The following is a 22,551-nucleotide window of genomic DNA, read 5'->3' as shown; positions in this document are numbered from 1 at the left end:
GAATGATCTGAAGGATACTGATGAGGTTTAATGCGAGTGTAATCAATGGTTTATCCCTGATGGCAATACAGGGGGCAAATGCCTTGTTCCCCTTGTTGGTTTTTCCTTTTTTACTGGGCATGCTAGGCAAGGAATCATTCGCCGAGCTGGTGGTGGCAGAAGCCCTTGCATTCTATGTTTTGACAGTGTGCTTGTACAGTTTCGATACAAGTGGCGTGCAGTTGATAATCGAGGCCCGAAAACAGGCGGGGAGTTTGGCGGAAGCAACATGTTTATTTAATATTCTCGGTGCGCGAATCGCGCTTTTTTTGGTTTCGGCCCTACCATTGGCTGGCATTTACCACTTGTTCGCCGACGGCAGCGTGGCGGTTCTACTCGTATGGTTGTGTTTCGTATTAGGGATGATTTTTCAGTGTAACTACTATTTTCAAGCGATCGAAAGTAACTGGCTGTTAGCCGTTTTTGTTCTGTTTTCACGCTGTTGTGCGGTCTTGGCTGTCTATTTACTAGTTGATGGCGAAGCGGACCTTCTGCTGGCGTCGATGATCTTGGCCGGAAGTTATTTGTTCTCTGGCATCGCCGCATTAACCACGCTGTTGAGCCGCTTCGGCCTACGTGGTGTACGATCAGTTACTGCAAAGGCAATGTTTTCTATGCTCAGCGAAGGGCGGCACCTGTTTCTGGGTAACATCTCAGTTGCTCTCTTCCGAGGTGCAAATATTCTAATACTGGCAGGAGTCTCAAGCAGTGCTGCGGTTTCCGCCTATGCTCTAGCTGAGAAGGTGATAAAAAGTATTCAGGCATTAGCGCGCCCTTTAAACCAACTTTTTATGCCGAAAGCTTTGAAAGCGTGGTCGTTGTTAAGTATAGAGCGAAAAACCAAATTGCAAGCGTTTAATCTAATCTGGAAAAATACACGCATACAGGTTTATCTGATGCTGGTGGTATTGCCGGTTGGGGTACTATTGATTCATCTCGGCCAAAACTTCGGCCTGATGCCGGGCTTTAGCGGCGACGTAACTATGCTTATTGCATTGATGGCGCCAGCCGTAATCTTTGGTGTTGCAAACTCCATGTTTGGGGTTGTCGGATTGAGTTTAATAGGTGAGCAGTCTTATTACGCCTCTGCTGTGTTTGTTGTGGGGGTGACGATCTTTGCTTTTTCGTTGGTTGTTTCACATTTTTTTGCGGCCTATGGTGCAGCGTTTTCTTTTGTCTTAGCGGAAGTCCTGCTGCTGATGTCGTTTGTCTTTAAATATCAGTGGAAACCTGTACATGGATGACTTTTGGCTTATCAAAATAGTCAATTTTCTACTATCTTCGCTTTTTTTATTGGGCGCTTGGTGCTCGAGGAAAATAGTCGGAGTTTGGTTAAATCCAGCTTCTATTTTTTTACTATTCTGGTTTTTTTATACAGCGTTCCCGCTTGTGGTCGCCTTTGAGGCGCCGGTTAGTCCTTGGTCAATTGCGTATATATTGTCATTTTGTTTTGCTTTTTCTTTGTCTAGCTTCTTGTTTCGCTGGCCAGTTGCCTTTGAGCTTAATCAGAATAAGCCGGCAGCCAAATATTATTTTGATAGGCCTTTGATTATTGCAGCATTTTATACAGCAGCTAGTTTTGCGCTGCTGATGACATTTCTTGGGGTGCTAAAACAAGGAATTTCAATCGCCCAAATACTGGCAAATCCCATTGCTGTTGGCGGAATTTATGCTGGGAAAAGATATTCAGGCGAGATTGTTAATAGTATTTATTCTCAGCTTGGCTTGCAGTGTTGCTATTACACTGCAGTTTTGGGTGGGCTAATATACGGTTCGCGGGATAAATCAAAGATAAAGATCGTTATACTGATTTTCTCCTTTCTTCCAGCTTTGCTTGTTATGTTTATGCAAAGTGCAAAAGGGCTGTTTTTCTTTTCAGTATTTCTTTTTATTGGTGGGATTCTAGTTGCCAGAATCTACAATAAAAATCTTACGCTGCTTAACTATGCTAATATTCGTAGCCTGTGTTGGTATGGGGCGTTAGTGTTGCCTTTGATTTTGGTCTCGTTTTTATCAAGAGGGATTTATCAGCTAAATGATGCTTCTGTGATATTTGATCGTTTGAGATATTATTTGGTTACTTATTCTTCTGTTCATTTACCGGCATTTTCAGATTGGTTTTCAGAGCGTTATTTCGATGATTCGTTAATGAGCTATAGGCAGGATATATTTACTACCGGATTCTATACGTTCATGTCATTCTTTCAGTTGGCAGGAGATGATCGTTTTGTACCAATGGGTATTTACGATGAATATTATGAATATGGTGCGTTTATCAAAGGTAATCTTTATACGGTTTTTAGAGGATTTATAACTGATTTTACCTTGCCCGGCAGCTTGCTTTTTGCATTGGTTCTTGGGTACGTCTGTAATCTTGGTTATTGGCGCCTCTTGTGTCACCGAAATAGCGCTTTTGCTGTTGTGTTTTTCATCTACTTTATCGCAATGGCTTATCAGACATATGTTATTAGTTCGCTAACATGGTTAACGCTTCCTTTGGTTTTTTTGGTTCAATGGTTTGTTGTGTATTTCTTAATGAAAGTTAGAACCTGATTGAGATTACAAATGAAAATTTGCGTGGTCCCTGTTTGTTATAATTCTTACGATGATGCGTTGCGCTTACTTGAATCAGTTAATCGTGCATATAAAGCGTGTCCAAATCTCACCCTAGATGTGATTCTTGCGGATAACTCTACAATTCCGACGAGGCAGGACGTTTCATCATGGCAGTTCGAGTACTCATTTCGGTATTTGAGAAATGATAATATTGGCTATTACCCGGCTTTCAATAGGGCGCTTGACACCCTACCTCATGGAGCTGAAGTTTACGATTTTGTGGTGGTATGCAACGTCGACTTGATTGTGGCCGACGATTTTTTTTCCGCTCTGCTGAACAGCTCCGTTTCTAATGAAACAGGATTAATAGCTCCCAGTATTATTTCCGATAAGGACGGGCGTGATCTCAACCCTAAAATTATGAGCCGCCCTAGTGCCCGTAAAATACAATTTATGCGTCTTGTGTGTTCCAGCGTAACTTTATTTCGCTGGTATCAAAAACTATCACGTATGCGGGAGCGTGCTCGCTCGCGTGCTCAATGCACTCATGTGTCTTCGCCATCCCTTGAAAGCTCGAATAAGAAATTAATGTATGGAGCCCATGGGTCATTCATGATTTTTACTCAGAACTATTTTTTAAAAGGCGGGCACGTTGCCTATCCGCGTTTTTTATTTGGTGAAGAGGTCTTTGTCGCAGAGCAATTACGCATGCATCGTTTGAATATTGATCATGTTCCCACTTTGCGGGTATATGATAAAGAGCACGCATCAACATCGCAGGTTAACCTGGCCTTCATTTGTGCAGAGCATAAGAAGTCATATGATTACTTATATTCTAATTTTTATATGAAAAATATTGGTTAGCAGCTGTTTTCTTTTCGTTGCTCTGCGAGCAGAGTTTCTTAAATTTTTATGTTTGAGGTTGCAATGAAGCAAGTTCTTCAGGATATGGCCAAAGGTGACACCAGCGTAGTGACTGCTCCAGCACCTCAAGTATCTCGTGAGCATATAATTATAAACAGTTCTGTTTCGCTGATTTCAGCCGGTACAGAGCGTATGCTGGTCGGCTTTGGTAAGGCATCTTATTTTGATAAGGCGCGCCAACAGCCTGAAAAAGTCAAAATGGTGTTGGAGAAAGTCAAGACAGATGGCTTGGCGACAACAATCGAGGCTGTTCAGTCCAAACTAGGCCAGCCACTTCCCTTGGGCTATTGTAACGTGGGTGTTGTGACGGAATTAGGGGCAGGTGTAGAGGGCTTTAAAGTCGGTGATCGGGTAGTTTCCAACGGCCCGCATGCTGATGTGGTAAAGGTACCCAAAAACCTCTGTGCACGTATCCCCGACAATGTAGATGATGAATCGGCGGCCTTTGTCGTAGTGGCAAGTATTGGCCTGCAGGGGATTCGGCTGGCACAGCCTACAATTGGCGAGGCGTTTGTTGTCACCGGTGTTGGCCTTATTGGCCTGCTTACTGTGCAGTTATTGAGAGCCCATGGCTGCCGAGTACTTGCGATCGACTTCGATGATTCAAAGCTTGAACTCGCCCGCCAATATGGTGCCCAAATTTGCAACCCAAGCAAGGGTGAAGACCCGATTGCTGCTGGTATGGCATTCAGCCGTGGCCGGGGTGTCGATGGCGTAATCATTACGGCCTCTACTAAATCAAGTGATCCTGTAACCCAAGCTGCACGTATGAGTCGCAAGCGTGGCAGGATCATTCTGGTCGGTGTGACTGGACTTGAACTTAACCGAGCTGATTTCTACGAAAAAGAACTAACGTTTCAGGTCTCTTGCTCCTATGGACCTGGGCGTTATGATCCTGCATACGAAGAGCAAGGGCAGGACTATCCGCTCGGCTTTGTGCGTTGGACTGAACAAAGGAATTTTGAAGCCGTCCTGGATATGCTCGAAAGCGGCCAGTTGGATGTTCGGGAGCTAATTACTAATCGTTTTGCATTTGAGGATGCTCCACAGGCCTATGTCACCTTGACCGAAGACAAGTCAGGCCTGGGGATGCTGCTTCTATACCAATCGGATGTGGCACAGCGGGCAGTTCGTCAGGTCCCGCTATCGGCTTCAGGAGTCTTCGATGCTCAGCGCCCAGTTGTGGGGTTTGTCGGAGCCGGGAACTATGCGTCTCGGGTACTCATTCCAGCCTTTAAGACCGCAGGTGCGCAGTTTCACACAATAGTCACTTCGGGTGGCATCAACAGCGTAATTCACGGCGAAAAAGCTGGGTTTGCTCAGGCATCCACCGACTTAGATAAAATGCTGGCTGAACCGGTGATAAATACTGTCGCAATTGCGACTCGTCACGACAGCCATGCTCGCTTCGTTGTCAAAGCATTACAGGCCGGTAAGAACGTCTTTGTCGAAAAGCCATTGGCAATTAATCAGGACGAAGTGGATGAGGTTCAAGCGGCCTACCAAACTGCCCGCCAAAATGGTAATAGCCCACAGTTGATGGTCGGTTTCAATCGCCGCTTTGCACCGCAGATACAAAGAATGAAGAGCCTTCTGGCAGCGGTTAAAGAACCTAAATCCTTCATCATGACGATGAATGCTGGTGCGATTCCAGCTAGCCATTGGACTCAAGACCTGGCTACTGGAGGCGGCAGGATTATTGGTGAGGCATGTCACTTTATTGATCTGATGCGCTATCTGGCTGGTTGCCAAATTGTTTCAATCCAGGCGCGACGCATGGGTGATAGCCCAGCGGTGGAGGTTGCTGAGGATAAAGCATCTATTACTTTAGGCTTTGAAGATGGTTCGTTTGGCACGATTTTCTATTTGGCAAACGGAGCTAGCAACTTCCCTAAAGAGCGAGTCGAAGTGTTCACTGCAGGTCGGGTATTGCAACTGGACAATTTTCGGAAACTTAAAGGTTATGGGTGGCCTGGTTTCAGCAAGCTGAACTTGTGGAAGCAGGATAAGGGCCAGCAAGCGTGCGCTGCCGCGTTTCTCGGGTCGATCGAGAAGGGGTGGGGATCACCTATTCCGTACGAGGAGATCATTGAAGTTGCGCGAGTTTCGATAGAAGTAGCCGATATTCTGCGTAACCAGGAAGGTTGATCTGTAATATGGGTTTTCGCAAAATAAGCTTGCTATTCCATACGGTGCGTAACCTTAAGGTTAAACAGATTTATTTCCGTTTATATTATCGTTTAAGAAAAGTTCAGTTGAGATCAGTACCAGATGTAAGTCTACGAGCTTGGCCAAATACATGGTCTGCACCAAGATGGTGTAAACGATCCACCTCTGACGCTGTAGCGTTCAATTTTTTGGGCGTTACGGGTACGGTGCGCTGCCAAAAAGACTGGCAATCTGATCGGCACAGCAAGCTATGGCTTTATAATCTGCACTATCTTAACGATTTAGATGCGGAGGATATTGAAGGCTTTCCTGGCCTAGCAGATATGCTAATCACGAATTGGATAGAGGCTAACCCACCTTTGTCTGGCAATGGGTGGGAGCCTTATCCGATATCATTGCGCATTGTTAATTTAATCAAGTGGTTCGCCCGTGGTAACGCTTGTTTTTTTGACGTTAAAAGTAGTTTGGCAAAACAAACAGATGTCTTAATGCAGCAAATTGAGTATCACATTCTTGGTAATCATCTTTTTGCTAACGGTAAGGCCTTGGTTTTCGCTGGGGCTTTTCTTGAGGGGCCAGAGAGCGATGCCTGGTTGACGAAAGGACTGCGAATCTTAGATAAGGAGATTCCAGAGCAGTTTCTAACAGATGGCGCACATTTCGAACTTTCCCCGATGTATCACGCGACATTAATTTGGGATATGTGTGATCTTATAAATCTCGCTCAGTGCTCTGAATTACCTTCACTAGAATCGCGTTTGAACCAATGGCGGAAAGTGGTATCCCGTGGATTGAATTGGCTGCGAAGTATGCAGCATCCAGATGGTGGTATTCCTTTTTTTAATGATGCTGCTTTTGGAGGTGCACCTACATATGAGCAACTGGCAGCATATGCTGGGTCACTTGGAATCTTTAGTGATTTAGACGATTTTCCTATGACTCAATTGAACGCGCACAGTGGTTATGCTGTGGTCGTTCCAGATAAGCATTCTAAAGCAATAATTGACCTTGCTGAGGTGGGCCCCAAGTATCAGCCCGGTCATGCGCATGCAGATACATTGAGTTTTGAATTGAGTTTGTATGGGCAGCGCTTTTTAGTTAACTCAGGCACTTCGCAATACGGTGAAGATAGCGAGCGGCAACGTCAGCGCAGCACTTCCGCGCATAATACTGTTGAAATCGCTGAAATGGACTCCTCAGAAGTCTGGGCTGGCTTTCGAGTAGCACGAAGAGCACGGCCCACGATCGAGTCGTTCGAAGAGAAGTCAGGGCATGTTTTTATTAGTGCCAGTCACAATGGTTACAAAAGACTTACAGGTAAACATTTACACAGACGCACATGGGATTTTACGCCTTTATCTTTGGAGGTGGTTGATCACGTGACCGGTGATGAGGTGGTGGCAGTGTCGCGTCTATACGTGCACCCAGACGTAAAGGTATCTTTAGTTAGCACAGGACTTATAGCTGACCTTGTGGGCGGCCATAGTGTTTCCATTGAAATTTTAGGTGCTGATGAAGTGCGGTTGACACCATCGACGTGGCATCCTGAGTTCGGTTGCTCGGTGCCAAACCAGTGCATTGAAGCTTTTTTTAGCAATGGGTCGTTGATTACTCGTATTGGTTGGAGCGAATTTTGAAGATCCTGCTGCTTAGTTTTTATTACCAGCCAGATTTATCCGCAGGCTCATTTCGAACTACGGCTTTGGTCAAGTCTCTACTGGATAGTCTTCCACGTAACGCACATGTGGAAGTTATAACTACCCTGCCTAATCGTTATAATAGTTTTTCACTGAAAGCACCATTGCTCGAACAGCATCCGCGATTAACGGTGCACCGTATACCGCTTTCTGAACATAAAAGCGGTATGCTTGATCAGTCTCGTGCGTTTTTAGGTTATCTAAAGGGTGTCTTAAAAATAACTAAGAATAATAACTATTCTGTTGTTTATGCCACGTCATCCCGGTTGATGACTGCAGCTCTAGGGGCGTTGGTTTCAAAACGGGTCCGCTCACCACTGTATCTAGATATACGCGATATATTTGTCGATACGATAAAAGATGTTCTCCCGAGTAGGTTTGCCAGGCTGGCTAAACCGTTGTTTTCTTTAATCGAACGATTAACAATCCAAGCTGCGACTAAAGTTAATCTGGTGTCTGCAGGTTTTTTACCCTACTTTCAAGAGCGTTACCCTGGCAAAGCGTTCGAGGTTTTTACAAACGGAATTGATAGCGAGTTTATCCAGGCGCAGCCCTTAGAAGAAACATTCAGTCAATCAGATGTTTTGACTGTTCTTTATGCCGGAAATATGGGCGAGGGGCAGGGTCTACATGAAATTATACCTGGTGTTGCCCGTAGCCTGGATGGCCGAATAAAGTTTCGGCTGATTGGAGACGGTGGCCGGAAACAACAATTGAAGGATGCTGTAGACTCAGCTTTTTGTCAGAATGTTGTAATTGATATACCAGTTCGTAGGGAGGAGCTGATAACTGCTTATCAAGCAGCAGACGTCCTTTTCCTACATCTAAATGATTACGATGCCTTCAGGAAAGTTTTACCCTCAAAGATTTTTGAATATGCAGCGCTTGGTAAACCTATCTGGGCTGGAGTTGCAGGCTATTCAGCTGATTTCATAAGGCAATTTGTTCCTAATGCTACCGTCTTTAGTCCATGCAATGTAGAGGAGGCGGTTGCTGCATTTTCGTCCTTAAGCTTGGTGACCAAGCCAAGGCATGAATTTATAGAGCGTTTTTCACGGGTTAAAATTATGCAGGAACTAGCGAGTGATATTATTGAGCTTGCTAAAAGTGAGGCAAGATGAAAGTCTTTTTGACAGGTGCCACTGGCTTCGTCGGTCAAGAACTTGCTAAGAAAGTTATCGCTGCAGGGCACGTATTGTTCGCTGCGATTCGGCAAGCAAACGTTTCACTACATGAAGATATTAAGACTTTTGTCGTTGACGATATCGTTAGCCAGTGTTGGGGTGAAGCGTTGGCTGGTAAGGAGGTAGTGATCCACTGCGCTGCTCGTGCGCACGTAATGAATGATGAGTCAACTGATCCTCTTGCCGTGTTCCGCAAGGTTAATGTCGATGGCACCTTGAATCTCGCTCGCCAGGCGGCCGAGGCAGGCGTGAAGCGCTTTATCTTTATCAGTTCCATCAAGGTCAACGGTGAAGAAACTGAGTGTGGTAAGCCTTATGCCGCTGATGATACTCCGGCTCCGATTGATCCCTATGGCATTTCCAAGCTTGAGGCCGAGCAGGGTTTGCTGGCCTTGGCCGCTGAGACAGGGATGGAGGTTACAATCATCCGGCCCGTACTGGTGTACGGACCAGGTGTAAAGGGCAACTTCGCCAGCATGATCAATCTGGTCGAAAAAGGAATTCCTCTTCCCCTCGGCTCCATCCATAACAAACGCTCGTTGGTCGGCATCGACAATTTGGTGGATTTGATCATCCGCTGCATTGATCATCCAGCCGCAGCGAATCAGGTCTTTCTCGCGGGTGATGGTGAAGATCTTTCTACCACTCAGTTGCTTCGTAGTGTCGCCAAGGCTATGGGGCGCCCTGCGCGGCTAATCCCTGTATCGACCGGTCTACTGCAGTTTGGGGCCACCTTGCTAGGCAAAAAGGCCATGGCGCAACGATTGCTGGGTTCCCTGCAGGTGGATATTTCTAAAACGCGAGAATTACTTGGCTGGACTCCTCCCGTATCGGTGGAGGAAGGCCTCAAACGTTGTTTTTTTGCAGGCAAGGACTAACCGTGATCCGTTTTTTTGACTTTATTTTCTCTTTGCTGGGATTGGTGTGTGGCTTCCCAGTTTTGTTAGTGATTTATCTGATTGGCTTGTTCGATACCGGCTCTCCATTGTTCCGACAAGAGCGTGTAGGGCGACACCAGAAGCCTTTCATCTTGGTCAAGTTTCGTACCATGAAAGTGGACACCGCATCGGTGGCTAGCCACTTGGCTTCAGCTTCTTCCATTACCAAGCTAGGTAGTTTTCTGCGCAAAACCAAGCTGGATGAGTTGCCTCAGTTGTGGAATGTGCTCAAGGGGGAAATGAGCCTGGTGGGTCCGCGTCCTGGGCTGTTCAATCAGCATGAGCTGACGGCGGAGCGGGCTAAGCGTGGCATTTATGCGGCGCGCCCCGGCATTACCGGCTTGGCGCAGGTGAATGAAATCGATATGTCGACCCCGGCTCTCTTAGCTGAAACGGATCAGCAGATGCTGAACAGTCTGACGTTGGGGAGCTATTTCAAATACATATTGATGACGGTGGCAGGGAAGGGCACGGGCGACCGCGTTCGGATGGAGTAAGTGGGAGTGCGCAGGCTACGAGTGCCAGCCAAGCCGTTGGGGCGTACTGCCCCGTTCAAACCCTGCATCGCGGACAAGTCCGCTCCTACGCAAGCGGGACCCTCCGAGAAGGTAAGCTCGCGCAGGCCAAGACGAACTTGCGGTTTTGGTTTTGTGTCAGAGCCCATGTGAGACCTGTGCTTTTAACCCAAGCGGGAGCATTAGGCGCTAGACCGGCGTAGAATTCGCGCTTGGATAAATGGGCGGTCAGGCCCATAGCCAACCTTCGGGTTGGCTTTTGTATTTATGTGGTGGGTGAAAAGGACGGCGTTATGCTTCGAACCAAGTTGTTGGGCCTGCGGCGCCAGCACAAGCGCATTTTACAGGTGGTCACGGATGTGCTGCTGATCTGGCTGGCGCTGTGGCTGGCTTTTGTGGTGCGCCTGGGTGTGGACAACCTGATCAATCCCTTGGGCCAGCATTGGTGGCTGTTCGTGGCGGCGCCGTTGCTGTCCATTCCCCTGTTCATACGCTTTGGCATGTATCGCGCGGTGATGCGCTATCTGGGCAACGATGCGTTGTGGGCGATTGCCAAAGCGGTTTCCCTGGCGGCGTTGTTCTTGGCCCTTGCTGTGTATTGGTATCGTGATTCGCCCGCGTTGGTGCCGCGTTCACTGGTGTTCAACTATTGGTGGTTGAGCCTGGTGATGATTGGTGGGCTGCGCCTGGTGATGCGGCAGTACTTTCTGGGTGACTGGTACGGCATTGGCTTGGGCATTCCCTTTGTTACACCGGATAAAGGACTGCCACGGGTGGCCATTTATGGTGCTGGAGCGGCGGGTAATCAATTGCTGAATGCGCTGCGCATGGGGCGGCTGTATCGCCCGGTAGCCTTTATCGACGATGACCCCAATCTGGCCCGGCGGGTGATTGCCGGCTTGAAGGTGTACAAGCCCAAGCATATCCAGCAGATGATCGATGAAACCGGGGCCAGTGAAGTGCTGCTGGCCATCCCGTCGGCCAGCCGTGCGCGGCGCCGGGATGTGTTGGCGGAGCTGGAGGGTTATCCGCTGCATGTGCGCTCGGTGCCGGGGATCATGGATCTGGTCAGCGGCCATGTGAAGGTTGAGGATATCCAAGAGGTGGATATCGCCGACTTGCTGGGTCGTGATGCCGTCAAGCCGCAGGAGGAGCTGTTCCAGCGCTGCATTCAGGGGCAGGTAGTGATGGTCACTGGTGCGGGCGGTTCCATTGGTTCGGAGCTGTGCCGACAGATTCTTACGCAAAAGCCGACCACACTGATTCTGTTTGAGCACAGTGAGTTCAATCTTTACAGCATTCACCGTGAGCTGGAGCAGCGTATTCAGCGCGAGGGATCGAGTGTTGCGCTCTTGCCGATCTTAGGTTCGATCCGTAACCCTGCTCGTTTGCTCGATGTGCTGCGCGGCTGGAAGGTGGACACCGTGTATCACGCAGCCGCCTACAAGCATGTGCCGATGGTCGAGCACAACACCGCCGAGGGGTTGCTGAATAACGTGATGGGCACGCTGCATACGGCCCAGGCGGCGATTCAGGCGGGAGTGAAGAACTTTGTGTTGATCTCCACCGACAAGGCGGTACGCCCCACCAATGTGATGGGCAGTACCAAGCGCTTGGCCGAGATGGTGTTGCAAGCGCTGAGCGAAGAGCCGGCGCCGAAGCTGTTCGAGGACGCGAGCGGTATTCACCAGGTCAACAAGACCCGTTTCACCATGGTGCGCTTTGGCAATGTGCTGGGGTCTTCGGGCTCGGTGATTCCGCTGTTCCGCGAGCAGATCAAGCGTGGCGGCCCGGTGACGGTGACCCACCCCAACATCACCCGCTATTTCATGACCATCCCCGAGGCGGCGCAACTGGTGATCCAGGCCGGTTCCATGGGGCAGGGCGGGGATGTGTTCGTGTTGGACATGGGCGAGCCGGTGCGCATTGTTGACCTGGCGGAGAAGATGATCCTTCTGTCCGGCCTCACGGTGCGTAACGAGAAGAATCCCAAGGGAGACATTGCCCTGCAGTTCAGCGGCTTGCGCCCGGGCGAGAAGCTCTACGAAGAGCTGTTGATCGGCGACAACGTGACGCCCACAGAACACCCGATGATCATGCGCGCCAACGAGGAGAGCCTGCCATGGAGTGAGCTGTGCCAGGTGCTGGAGGAATTGATGATGGCGGTACGCGAAGCTGACTTCCAGCGCGTACGTACCTTGCTGCGGGCCACTGTGGATGGTTATGTGCCCAGTGGTGAGATTGTCGATTGGTTGCACCAGCGCCGGGTAGATGACGAAGCGGTTCACGCGTTGGGCAAGCCGGACAGCGAGGGTACGAGCGCTGGTTGAAAGCATATGGTTGGGGTTGGTTTTTAGGGGCATGCAGCCGAGGCCTCGGTATTTGTCGCAGCCCATTCGGCGTCGGATGGATTGTGCACTGGCGAATGAATTCGCCCCTACAGGGCTGCGGCTGGGCCAGGCCTTGTGCTGACCGGATTGCTGATACGTAGGAGCGGACTTGTCGGCGATGCAAGCCGGTAGGATGAGCGCAATTCCGGTAGGGGCGAATTCATTCGCCTGGCGCTGTGGCTGCAGGCTACGCCGGTGCGGCGACCAACACGGCGGTGCGCATTTAGCCGAACCCCCGGCATTCGTCGCGGCGTATTCGGTGTCGGATGGGCCGTGCAATGGCGAATGAATTCGCCCCTACAGGGCCGCGGCGGACCAGGGCTTGGGGCTGACCAGATGGCTGATTCGTGAGCGGACTTGACCGCGATGCAAGCCTGCAGGATGACTGTAATGCCGTAGGGGCGAATTCGTTCGCCTGGCGCTGTGGCTGCAGGCTACGCCGGTGCGGCGACAGGCACGGTGGTGCGCATTTAGCCGAACCCCCGGCATTCGTCGCGGCGTATGCGCTGTCGGATGGCCCGTGCAATGGCAATGAATTCGCCCCTACAAAAAACCAGCTTCCACGTTAGTTTGTACGGCGGGCTTCACCAGCAAACAACTTGATCGGCTGGCCTTCTTGCGGCCATAGGCGCAGTTCGCCGTGTTCGCCCAGATCCCAGCGTTGTACCGCGTCGAGGGCCTGGAAGAAGCGGTTTTCTTGTTCCATCAGCGCCGGGGCGCAAGCCATGCGGGTGGCGCCGGCGTGGCTGAAACTCAGGTTCTGACCTTCGAGCTGGTAACTGGCGAACCAGCGGTTGCAGCCGCCGTGGCCGTGGGCGCGGCCGTCTTTGTCAAAGGTGACGGTCAAGTGGCTGCGGTCAATCAATGGACGTTCGCCGATCCACTCGACCTGGTAGGTTTTGCTGGTATCCAGTGGCGCGCTCGGGCTGGCGCAGCCGCCGATCAGCAGGGCCAGGGCAATGGGGAAGAATAGATTTTTCATGGGTTCGCCTTGACATGGCAAGCGGGGCACAGGTGCTGTTGCTGCTGTGTGTGCCAGCCGAGTTCACTGAGGCGTGCTTCGGCGGCGGTTTTGTCCGCGCCTTTGCCTTGGCTGGCATCGACGGCAAATTCGAAGTCGAGCTGCTTGCCGCAGCCGTCACAGTTCACCTGCCAGTTGTGAATTGCCAGCTCGCGGAACGCGGGGCCGCTGGCGGTGGCGACCCATTGGCCAGGCGGGTTGATCAGGTGGCGGACTTTATCGACGCTCAGGCGCATGGACAGGTCGCGGCTGCCCTTGAGAGTGACCAGCAGCACGTCGCCAGACTGGATCGAACCGCCATCGCCGGTGACTTGATAGCGGCCCGGTGCGAGGGCACGGCATTCCGTCAGGGTGTGGGCGGGGTTGAGCAGGTTGTAGCGAAAGTCGTGTTCGGCCATGGTGTCAGTCATCGGTGAAGAGACCGCAGATTCTAACAGGTTGCGTGTTGATAGCCTGCTACCGAGACTGTTGGTGTATAGGGGCGAATTTATTCGCCTGGCGCTGTGCCTATAGGCTGTGCCGGTGCGGAGACAAGCGCGGTGGTGGGAGTCAGCCTGGCTTTGACGTCGGTCGCAGCTCATTCCTCGTTGGATAGCTTGTGCAACGGCGAATGAATTCGCCCCTACAGCGTGTGTTTGGTAGGCAGGTGCGCCCAACCAGAAAGGTGCCTGGCGCGGTAGCTGTGCGGGCATGCAATTACGGGTGGGATAGGCGCACGTTCAGCATGCCGACGTTTTCGCTGCGGGGTCGCAGCTCCACAGAAAACCGTGCCCGGCACGCCAATTGTGGGAGGCCCGACCTCGGGCCGAAGCGCTAAAATCCGGATTTTGCTTACACGCCGACCCGTGTCTCCTGCGCCAGGCGCTCAATGGCCTGGTCGAGTTGTGCCAGGGCGTTGCGGGCTTCGGGGTCGTCTTGTTTGAGCAGGGTTTCCGCTCGTTGGCAGGCGGCGCGCAGTTGCGGCACGCCGCAGTAGCGAGTGGCGCCGTGCAGGCGGTGGACGCGTTCGATCAGTGCGCGGCGGTCCCAATTTTCCTGCGCCTGGCGAATGGTCTGGCGGTCGGCCTGCAGTGAGGCGAGCAGCATGGCAAGCATGTCGGCGGCCAAGTCGGCCTTGCCGGCGGCCAGGCGCAAGCCTTCTTCGGGATCGAGAATTGGCAGGGTGCTGCTAGGCAACGGAGTAGCGCTGGGGCGTATGTTCTGCTGGTTCTGCAGGCTGAAGCCGGTCCATTTCAGCACCACTTGGGCCAGTTGATGCTCGCTGATCGGCTTGGTCAGGTAATCGTCCATGCCGCCCTGTAGCAATCCGCGTTTTTCGTTGGCCAGTGCATGGGCGGTCAGGGCGATGATGGGCAACTGGCTGCTTTGTTGTTCCGCTTCCCAGGCGCGGATCGCTTCAGTGGTTTGCAGGCCGTTCATGCCAGGCATTTGCACATCCATGAACACCAGATCGAAATGTTCGCTCTTGACCCGCTCAAGCGCGGCGTATCCGCTCTCTACCGCGACCACGTCGGCGCCCATGTCGTTGAGCAGGGTCTGCACCAGGAGCAGGTTGGCGGGGTTGTCATCGACGCACAGCAGACGCACCGCGCGGCCGTTGGCGACGGGTGGCGAGGGCTCGCTGTAACGTTTTGGGTGTGAGCCGAGCAGTTGGCAGAGCAACTGCTGCAACTGACGGGTGCAGACCGGTTTGGCATGCAGCTGGCCGAGTACGTCGGGCAATGATTCGTGGTACTGAGCCTGCTCGATGGTTGGGCATAGCGCGAGGGTTTTGCAGCCGTGCGCTTCCAGCTCGCGGACATGCTGGCGTAGGCGTTCCGGCGGGAGCTGCTTGAGGTTGACGCCAAACACCGCAAGGGCAATGGGTTGGCCGTCAGGCGCGTTGGCAACGGCTTGCAGGAGATCGTCCAGCCGGGTGAACTCAAGCACTTCCAGGCCGCAGTCTTCGAGTTGGTGGTGCAGCGCCTGGCGTGCCAGTTCATGGGGCTCCAGCATCGCCACACGGCGACCTTCGAGTGGGCTGTCGGGCAGGCTGTGGAGATCGGCGCGGGATTTGGGCAGGTTGATACTGATCCAGAATTCCGAGCCTTCGCCAGGAGTGCTATCAACGCCAATTTCACCGCCCATCTGCTCGATCAGGCGCTTGGAAATCACCAGGCCCAGGCCGGTACCGCCGGCTTGGCGGCTCAGCGAATTGTCGGCCTGGCTGAACGCCTGGAACAGCAGGCGCAAGTCTTCGTCGGACAGGCCAATACCCGTATCGCGCACGCTGATGCGCAGTTGTGCACGTTCCTCGTCTTCATCCTCCAGCATGGTGCGCACCGCAATGGTGCCCTGGTGGGTGAACTTGATCGCGTTACTGACGAGGTTGGTGAGAATCTGTTTGAGGCGTAGCGGGTCGCCGACCAGGGACTTTGGCGTGTCGCGGTAGATCAGGCTGAGCAGTTCCAGCTGTTTGCTGTGGGCTTCGGGAGCCAGAATGGTCAGGGTGTCCTGGATCAGGTCGCGCAGGTTGAAGGGTACGCTTTCCAGGATCAGTTTGCCGGCTTCGATCTTCGAGAAGTCGAGGATCTCGTTGATGATGCCCAGCAGGTTGTCGGCTGATTTCTCGATAGTGTGCAGGTAATCCTGCTGACGTTGGTTCAAGTCGCTTTTCAGTAACAGCTTGGTGAAGCCGAGGATGCCGTTGAGCGGGGTGCGAATTTCATGGCTCATGTTGGCCAAGAACTCGGACTTGATGCGACTGGCTTCCAGGGCTTCCTTGCGTGCCAAATCCAGTTCGATGTTCTGGATCTCGATGGTTTCCAGGTTCTGGCGCACATCCTCAGTGGCCTGATCGACGCTGTGCTGCAGTTCTTCCTGGGCATCTTGCAGGGCCTCGGCCATGCGGTTGATGCCAGAGGCCAACTCGTCCATTTCATGGCTGCCCAAGGCCGGTAGTCGGGTTTCCAGACGGCCTTCCTTGAGTTGCGCAACGCCTTGTTTGATGCGCGACAGGGGCCGGTTGATGGTGCGGCTCATGCGCACCGCAAGCAGGGCGGTTACCAGCAGACCGGCAAGAATCAGCACCAGGCTGGCCAACAGGCTGCGGTAGCCGCGCAGCAGGGTGCCCTGGTGGGAGATTTCCAGCTCAACCCAGCCGAGCGGCTGATCGTCTTGCGCCATCGATTCGCCGGACAGGCTCAGATGAGCGTGATGAACCGGCAGGCTGAAGTGCGTGCTCTCATCGCCGCTCTGAGTCACCATTTGCACGTCATGTATGGTGTGGCGGCGGCCCATGGTCGGCCCTGCGTGGGCCAGTGGCTTGCCCTGGGCATTGCGGAAGGTAACGGCACGCACATCCGGTTGATCGAGAATATCCGTGGCGATGCGTTGCAGCAGGGCCGTGTTTTGGCGCAAGAGTGCCGGAGCCGAAAGGGGGGCCAGGTGCTCGGTCAGCATCTGACCACGCTGCAGCAACTGGGTATGCAAGTCGGCCAGTTGCATGGCGGTAAAGTACCCACCCAATACCAACGCCAGCAGGCTGGTGGGCAGTAGAGTGAGCAGCAGGACGCGGCCCTTGATGCCGAGGTCTTTGAACACAGTCATACCCTTGAAATGGTTGCCAGCAGTGTAGCGACCAACGGTCGACTGTTCATAGTCTAGAGGTGTGGAGGCCGGCCTGAAGCAGGTTTTTCCAAGAGACCTGCTAACTTCATCGCGTTGTGATCAGTGAATGTTGCTGCCCCTGAAACGGGGTCAACTCAGTCAAGCCCACGGATGCCTTCGGTATTGAAGTTCGGCAGTCTCCAGCTGAACACGATGGCGAGCATGCGCAAGGTAAAACCGGCGCACAGGGCGATCACCGATGCCTGCAGGTTATCCAGGCCCAGCCACAGCAAGCTGATATAAAGCACGCCGGTGAACAGGGCGACGGTGGCGTACAGCTCGCGCTGCAATACCATGGGCACCTGCGTGCACAGGATGTCGCGCAGCAAACCGCCGAAAATCCCGGTGATCACCCCGGCCAGGACCACGATAGTTGGGTGCGCATCCATGCTCATGCCGACATCGCAGCCAATCACGGTGAAAGCCACCAGGCCAAGGCCGTCCACTACCAGAAACAGTCCGCGCAAATGGTGCAGTTGACGGGCAATAAACGCCGTGACGATCGCCGCGCCGATGGTAAACGTCAGATATTCGGGGTGGGCGATCCAGCCTACCGGGTAATGGCCAAGCAAAAGGTCTCGGGCCGTGCCGCCGCCTAGGGCCGTCACCGTGCCCAGCAGGCAAATGCCGAACAGATCCATACCCCGCCGCATGCCCATGATGGCACCCGACATGGCTTCGGCAGTGATTGCAATCAAATAGATGACATACAACAAGGGGGTCATGACAACTCCAGTTGCGCAGAATGCAGAGAAGCCATGCGCAAGAAAGGGCGCGATTATCGAGGATGCAGCGGGAAAATGAGCATGGCTAAGGTTTTTTAGGGTATACAAACATTTTTTTAATAAGGGCGTTGGCAGCCGCCCGTACAGTGGTGGATTTTTAGGAGCGGAGTTTTCAGCGATTCGAGGTCAGCGGATACCGTAGGGGCGAATTCATGCTGGCGCTGTGGCTGCGGTTGTGAATGTAGAAGCGAACCTGTCCGCGACTCGAGGATGCAGGACGACTACGCGTTCCGGTAGGGGCGAATTCATTCGCCTGGCGCTGTGTGGCTGCAGGCGACGCCGATGCCGCGACAGGCTTGGTGATGCGAATTCCGCCGAACCCGCCATGTTGTCGCAGCCACTTCGGCGTCGGATGGGCTGTGCACTGGCGAATAAATTCGCCCCTACAGGGGTGCGGTCAGACCGGAATATTTGCGGTGTCGGGTTTGCGGGTTGTAGATGGAGGCGCGGACTTGCTCGAGATTCGAGGCGCCAGGGCGACAACGCAATTCCGGTAGGGGCGAATTCATTCGCTGGCGCTGTGGCTGCAGGCTGCGCCGGTATCGCGACAGGCTTGGTGATGCGGATTCCGCCGAACCCGCGGTGTTCGTCGCAGCCTCTTCGGCGTCGGATGCATTGTGCTGGCGAATAAATTCGCCCCTACGAGCGCAGCTGGATGGGGTGGATTTGTGGAGCGTGCTCGTTCGCGATGTAGGCGGCTCTGGTGGTGTGGGTCAATTGCAGTCAAGACCGCTGCTACGAGACAGCGTGCGGCTAAAACATATTCAGCCATAGGACCGATATGAATCTGGATCCAAAACAGACTGAAGCTTTTCGCAGCGTGATCGAAACCGGGAGTTTCGAGCAGGCGGCGTTGCGTCTGCATTTGACGCCGCCGGCGATTTCACAGCGGGTACGGGCGTTGGAAAGTGCTCTGGGCAATGCCTTGGTGGTACGCAGTCGGCCTTGTCGGCCTACGGAGGTGGGGCAGCGGCTGTTGCAATACCTGCGCAGGGCGACCCTGCTTGAGGCCGACCTGCTTGCCGATCTGGCGGAGCAAAGCGATGCGCCGTTGATCGTGGTCGCCGCGCTGAATGCCGACAGCCTGGGTACCTGGTTTTTCCCGGCGCTGACCGAGGTGTTGATACGCGAGCGGGTACTGCTCGATCTCACGGTTGAAGATCAGGACCACACCTACAGCTTGTTGGAAACCGGCCTGGCCATCGGTTGCATCAGCACCGAGCCAAAGCCGATGCGCGGCTGCACTGCCGAGGCGCTGGGCAGCATGCGCTATCGGCTGGTTGCCAGCGACGCGTTTCGCCAACGCTTTTTCCCCCAAGGCTTGACCCGCGCCGCCGCACGTCGCGCGCCGGTGGTGGCTTACACGCGCAAGGATCGCTTGCAGTCAGCGTTCCTGGTGCAGCGCTTCGGTCTGCCGGAGGGTTCCTATCCAACCCATTTCGTGCCCGGTGCCGAGCCTCACTATTACGCGATCCGCTACGGCCTCGGCTACGGCATGGTGCCGGAATTGCTGCTGAAGGATGACCTGGCCAGCGGTGACATCATCGACCTGGCACCCGGCGCGCCACGGGATGTGGCCTTGTATTGGCACACCTGGAAGGTCCAGTCGCCGCGTATGGAAAATCTTTCTCGCCAGATCGTCGAGGCCGCGCCGAAAATTCTTGCTCGGCCAGAATGAAATGATTGGCTTGCCTGCTCACTGTGCCGAGCCAGGGAAACGCTTCGGCCCGAGGTCGGGTCTCCCGCATTGCACCGAGCGGGCGTAGGCTAATTGTGGGAGCCGCAATGGCGAGGCTGCCCTACTGCCCGTGCATGGGCAGTACCCGTCGCGCTTATACCGCGAAGCTATAACCTCTGAGCGTTCTGCAATATAACTCGCCCCGATTTGCCGGGTATCATAGGCGCCTTTTTTCCGGGTCTGGATTGCGAGTGCCTAAATGACTCAGTTGTACCCCACCATCGCCGAATGCATCGGCAATACTCCGCTGGTTCGCCTGCAACGCCTGCCCGGCGAGACGTCCAATACGATCCTGGTCAAACTGGAAGGCAATAACCCTGCGGGCTCCGTAAAAGACCGCCCGGCGTTGTCGATGATCACCCGCGCCGAGTTGCGTGGTGATATCCAGCCTGGCGATACGCTGATCGAGGCGACCTCCGGCAATACCGGCATCGCCCTGGCCATGGCGGCGGCGATCAAAGGCTACAAAATGATCCTGATCATGCCGGATAACTCCACGGCCGAGCGCAAGTCGGCAATGTCTGCCTATGGTGCCCAGTTGATCCTGGTCACCAAGGAAGAAGGCATGGAAGGCGCGCGCGATCTCGCGTTGTCGATGCAGGCAGCCGGCAAGGGCAAGGTGCTCGACCAGTTCGCCAATGGCGATAATCCGGAGGCCCATTACCTCAGCACCGGCCCGGAAATCTGGCAGCAGACCCAAGGGAACATCACGCACTTCATCAGCTCCATGGGTACCACCGGCACCATCATGGGCGTGTCGCGCTACCTCAAGGAGCAGAACCCGGCGGTGCAGATCGTCGGTCTGCAGCCGATGGAAGGCTCGGCGATTCCCGGCATCCGCCGCTGGCCAGAGGAATATCTGCCCAAGGTGTTCGAACCCAGCCGCGTCGACCGCATCGTCGACATGGCGCAACGCGAGGCAGAGGATGTCATGCGTCGTCTGGCCCGCGAGGAAGGCATTTTTTGCGGAGTCTCCTCCGGCGGTGCGGTGGCTGCGGCGTTGCGTCTGTCCCGTGAGGTGGAAAACGCGGTGATCGTGGCGATCATTTGTGACCGGGGTGACCGCTACCTGTCGACCGGGATTTACGACGAGCCGAAGTAGGCTTTTACAGCGTCGGCCAAGGTTGCAGATGTAGGGTGGATCACGCTTCATCGATCCACCGGGTGGCGATCCACCGGGTGGCTGTCTGCCGAGCGGGGCCGTGGTGGAAACAACGGCATCCGCCCTAAGATTACGGAGCGCATGCGCCTTCGCTTGGGGCCAGCTTGCTGACGATGCTCGGGTTCAGGCCTTGAAAATGTCGCAGCCGAAACGAATGTAGGGTGGATCACGCCTCATCGATCCACCGGGTGGCGATCCACCGGGTGGCAATCCACCGTGTGGGGCCGTAGCGGATGTAAACAACGACATCCACCCTACGAGTTCATGCGCTGAAAATGTCGCAGCTAAAACGTATCGAACAATGAGCGTTCCCTCTCCATGATTTTCAACGGATTTCAATAATGCCCAAGCGCACCTCCAGCCTGCGTTTCCAGCCCAGCGGCGGCGCACGAAGGGCGCAGGTTCCCGTGGGCAAGAAGCAACTCTTGCAGATCGAGCGCCTGGCCCACGATGGTCGCGGCATCGGTTTTGTCGACGGGCGCACCTGGTTTGTGTCCGGCGCCTTGCCCGGCGAGCAGGTGGCAGCCCGTGTGCTGAGTGCCCACGGCCAGGTGGTGGAGGCACGCGCTGAACGTATCGAGGCCGCTGCGCCCCAGCGCCGTGAAACGCCGTGCCCCCATGTCGGGCGCTGTGGTGGTTGCACGCTGCAGCACCTGCCCCACGGCGAGCAGATTTCCCTCAAACAGCGCACGCTTGCCGAGCAGTTGGAGAAGTTCGCCCATCTGCAGCCTGAGGAATGGGCGGCGCCGCTGGTTGGCCCGGAGTTTGGTTATCGCCGCCGCGCACGAATAGCCGTGCGCTGGGACGCCAAGGCTCGGCAATTGACGGTGGGCTTTCGCGCCGCCGCCAGCCAGGACATCGTGGCGATCAGCGACTGTCCTGTGCTGGTACAGGCTTTGCAGCCTATTGTGCGGGAGCTGCCGACGGTCTTGCAGGGATTGAGCAAGCCGCAGCAGATTGGCCATGTGGAGCTGTTCAGCGGCACCCGCGAAGCCGTACTGGTGCGCCATACCGCGCCGTTGGGCAACGGCGATTTGCAGCGACTGCGGGACTTTTGCGCTCGCCATGCCGCGCAACTCTGGCTGCACGGCACCGGCGAACCGCAGCCGGTCGATTGTGCCGAAAGCCTGGGCTATCGTCTTGCCGAATGGGATGTGGAGCTTGCGTATCGGCCGGGCGATTTCGTTCAAGTCAATGCTCCGGTGAACGAGGCAATGATTGCTCAGGCGTTGGCTTGGCTGGCCCCACAGCCTGGGGAGAGGGTGCTTGATCTATTCAGCGGGTTGGGTAATTTTTCCTTGCCCCTGGCCCACCTGGGTTGTGATGTAGTGGGCGTGGAAGGGGTGCAGGGCATGGTTGATCGCGCGGCTGCGAATGCTCGCGACAACGGCCTGGAAAGCGTGCATGTTTACCAGGCCGATTTATCGAGCCCGCTTGCCGAGGCGCCGTGGGCGAAGGGCGGTTTTCCTGCCGTGCTGCTCGATCCGCCGCGCGACGGTGCGGGCGATTTGGTGCGGCACATAAGAGCGTTGGGCGCAGAACGGGTGCTGTATGTGTCCTGTAATCCGGCCACGCTGGCGCGTGATGCTGTAGAGCTGGTTACGCAAGGTTATCGCTTGAAGCGGGCCGGAATTCTCGACATGTTTCCGCAGACCGCCCATGTCGAGGCCATGGCATTGTTCGAGAGGAAATGAGTCACCCACTCCGTCAATCAAGCGCGGCGAAGACCGCTCTAACGGAGAGACAGCAGAAAGCCGGCATTTTATTTTGGTGTGTCCGCATGCC

16 protein-coding genes are annotated in these 22,551 nt (G+C 54.3%); 12 read left to right on the top strand and 4 right to left on the bottom strand.

From position 1 onward, the window contains the following. The first annotated feature begins 20 nt into the window (after positions 1-20). The 9 genes from H9642_RS15450 to H9642_RS15410 all read left to right on the top strand — a co-directional run bounded on the left by H9642_RS15450 (position 21) and on the right by H9642_RS15410 (position 12,352). Positions 21-1,283, top strand: a complete 1,263-nt coding sequence (locus tag H9642_RS15450; protein WP_251837359.1) for an oligosaccharide flippase family protein — start codon at positions 21-23, stop codon at positions 1,281-1,283. After that, positions 1,276-2,592, top strand: a complete 1,317-nt coding sequence (locus H9642_RS15445) for an O-antigen polymerase (RefSeq protein ID WP_251837358.1) — start codon at positions 1,276-1,278, stop codon at positions 2,590-2,592. The genes H9642_RS15450 and H9642_RS15445 overlap by 8 nt, the downstream gene beginning before the upstream one ends. A gap of 12 nt (positions 2,593-2,604) precedes the next feature. Continuing rightward, positions 2,605-3,459: a glycosyltransferase family 2 protein gene (locus H9642_RS15440; protein ID WP_251837357.1), complete on the top strand. Its 855-nt coding sequence runs from the start codon at positions 2,605-2,607 to the stop codon at positions 3,457-3,459. Between the two features lie 63 nt (positions 3,460-3,522). Further along, complete coding sequence (locus tag H9642_RS15435; RefSeq protein WP_251837356.1) at positions 3,523-5,667, top strand: bi-domain-containing oxidoreductase; 2,145 nt, start codon at positions 3,523-3,525, stop codon at positions 5,665-5,667. A gap of 8 nt (positions 5,668-5,675) precedes the next feature. Further along, positions 5,676-7,325 (top strand): heparinase II/III family protein, encoded by a 1,650-nt coding sequence (locus H9642_RS15430; protein ID WP_251837355.1) that lies wholly within the window; start codon positions 5,676-5,678, stop codon positions 7,323-7,325. Beyond that, positions 7,322-8,506 carry a glycosyltransferase family 4 protein gene (locus tag H9642_RS15425; protein ID WP_251837354.1) on the top strand — a complete coding sequence of 395 codons (1,185 nt, stop codon included), beginning with the start codon at positions 7,322-7,324 and terminating at the stop codon, positions 8,504-8,506. The genes H9642_RS15430 and H9642_RS15425 overlap by 4 nt, the downstream gene beginning before the upstream one ends. Beyond that, positions 8,503-9,447: a UDP-glucose 4-epimerase family protein gene (locus H9642_RS15420; protein WP_251837353.1), complete on the top strand. Its 945-nt coding sequence runs from the start codon at positions 8,503-8,505 to the stop codon at positions 9,445-9,447. Before H9642_RS15425 ends, H9642_RS15420 begins: the two co-directional genes overlap by 4 nt. A 2-nt stretch (positions 9,448-9,449) precedes the next feature. Further along, complete coding sequence (locus H9642_RS15415) at positions 9,450-10,004, top strand: sugar transferase (RefSeq protein WP_251837352.1); 555 nt, start codon at positions 9,450-9,452, stop codon at positions 10,002-10,004. Positions 10,005-10,315: 311 nt separating this feature from the next. Beyond that, entirely contained in the window at positions 10,316-12,352 is a 2,037-nt protein-coding gene (locus H9642_RS15410; protein WP_251837351.1) for a polysaccharide biosynthesis protein, read from the top strand. Positions 12,353-12,977: 625 nt separating this feature from the next. On the opposite strand, the gene H9642_RS15405 is transcribed toward H9642_RS15410, so the two are convergent. From H9642_RS15405 to H9642_RS15390, 4 genes are all read right to left on the bottom strand, one after another. Beyond that, a complete protein-coding gene (locus H9642_RS15405; RefSeq protein ID WP_251837350.1) occupies positions 12,978-13,394 on the bottom strand; it encodes an META domain-containing protein in 417 nt (138 codons plus the stop codon). After that, positions 13,391-13,831, bottom strand: a complete 441-nt coding sequence (locus H9642_RS15400; RefSeq protein ID WP_251837349.1) for a hypothetical protein — start codon at positions 13,829-13,831, stop codon at positions 13,391-13,393. The genes H9642_RS15405 and H9642_RS15400 overlap by 4 nt, the downstream gene beginning before the upstream one ends. A 433-nt stretch (positions 13,832-14,264) precedes the next feature. Next, entirely contained in the window at positions 14,265-17,015 is a 2,751-nt protein-coding gene (locus tag H9642_RS15395) for a response regulator (RefSeq protein ID WP_251837404.1), read from the bottom strand. Positions 17,016-17,176: 161 nt separating this feature from the next. Continuing rightward, positions 17,177-17,806: a trimeric intracellular cation channel family protein gene (locus tag H9642_RS15390; RefSeq protein WP_251837348.1), complete on the bottom strand. Its 630-nt coding sequence runs from the start codon at positions 17,804-17,806 to the stop codon at positions 17,177-17,179. 841 nt (positions 17,807-18,647) lie between these two features. On the opposite strand from H9642_RS15390, the gene H9642_RS15385 reads away from it, so the two are divergent. The 3 genes from H9642_RS15385 to rlmD all read left to right on the top strand — a co-directional run bounded on the left by H9642_RS15385 (position 18,648) and on the right by rlmD (position 22,460). After that, the gene (locus H9642_RS15385; protein WP_251837347.1) at positions 18,648-19,544 is read left to right on the top strand and encodes an HTH-type transcriptional regulator ArgP; all 897 of its coding nucleotides are present in this window, start codon (positions 18,648-18,650) and stop codon (positions 19,542-19,544) included. A gap of 259 nt (positions 19,545-19,803) precedes the next feature. Then, positions 19,804-20,706, top strand: a complete 903-nt coding sequence (gene cysM / locus H9642_RS15380; protein WP_251837346.1) for a cysteine synthase CysM — start codon at positions 19,804-19,806, stop codon at positions 20,704-20,706. Between the two features lie 401 nt (positions 20,707-21,107). Beyond that, on the top strand, positions 21,108-22,460 hold the full coding sequence (gene rlmD, locus H9642_RS15375; RefSeq protein WP_251837345.1) for a 23S rRNA (uracil(1939)-C(5))-methyltransferase RlmD: 1,353 nt from the start codon (positions 21,108-21,110) through the stop codon (positions 22,458-22,460). The last annotated feature ends 91 nt before the right edge of the window (positions 22,461-22,551 follow it).

The organism is Serpens gallinarum (genome assembly GCF_014836765.1).
Taxonomy (GTDB): domain Bacteria; phylum Pseudomonadota; class Gammaproteobacteria; order Pseudomonadales; family Pseudomonadaceae; genus Serpens; species Serpens gallinarum.
Note: the sequence above shows the minus strand (reverse complement) of the source record. Positions and strands in the feature narration are given on the sequence as shown.

What these genes read in the sequence shown, in the direction of transcription:
- H9642_RS15450 (WP_251837359.1), top strand. Translation starts at nt 21, where the DNA reads ATGAGGTTTAATGCGAGTGTAATCAATGGTTTATCCCTGATGGCAATA.
- H9642_RS15445 (WP_251837358.1), top strand. Translation starts at nt 1,276, where the DNA reads ATGGATGACTTTTGGCTTATCAAAATAGTCAATTTTCTACTATCTTCG.
- H9642_RS15440 (WP_251837357.1), top strand. Translation starts at nt 2,605, where the DNA reads ATGAAAATTTGCGTGGTCCCTGTTTGTTATAATTCTTACGATGATGCG.
- H9642_RS15435 (WP_251837356.1), top strand. Translation starts at nt 3,523, where the DNA reads ATGAAGCAAGTTCTTCAGGATATGGCCAAAGGTGACACCAGCGTAGTG.
- H9642_RS15430 (WP_251837355.1), top strand. Translation starts at nt 5,676, where the DNA reads ATGGGTTTTCGCAAAATAAGCTTGCTATTCCATACGGTGCGTAACCTT.
- H9642_RS15420 (WP_251837353.1), top strand. Translation starts at nt 8,503, where the DNA reads ATGAAAGTCTTTTTGACAGGTGCCACTGGCTTCGTCGGTCAAGAACTT.
- H9642_RS15410 (WP_251837351.1), top strand. Translation starts at nt 10,316, where the DNA reads ATGCTTCGAACCAAGTTGTTGGGCCTGCGGCGCCAGCACAAGCGCATT.
- H9642_RS15405 (WP_251837350.1), bottom strand. Translation starts at nt 13,394, where the DNA reads ATGAAAAATCTATTCTTCCCCATTGCCCTGGCCCTGCTGATCGGCGGC.
- H9642_RS15400 (WP_251837349.1), bottom strand. Translation starts at nt 13,831, where the DNA reads ATGGCCGAACACGACTTTCGCTACAACCTGCTCAACCCCGCCCACACC.
- H9642_RS15390 (WP_251837348.1), bottom strand. Translation starts at nt 17,806, where the DNA reads ATGACCCCCTTGTTGTATGTCATCTATTTGATTGCAATCACTGCCGAA.
- H9642_RS15385 (WP_251837347.1), top strand. Translation starts at nt 18,648, where the DNA reads ATGAATCTGGATCCAAAACAGACTGAAGCTTTTCGCAGCGTGATCGAA.
- cysM (WP_251837346.1), top strand. Translation starts at nt 19,804, where the DNA reads ATGACTCAGTTGTACCCCACCATCGCCGAATGCATCGGCAATACTCCG.
- rlmD (WP_251837345.1), top strand. Translation starts at nt 21,108, where the DNA reads ATGCCCAAGCGCACCTCCAGCCTGCGTTTCCAGCCCAGCGGCGGCGCA.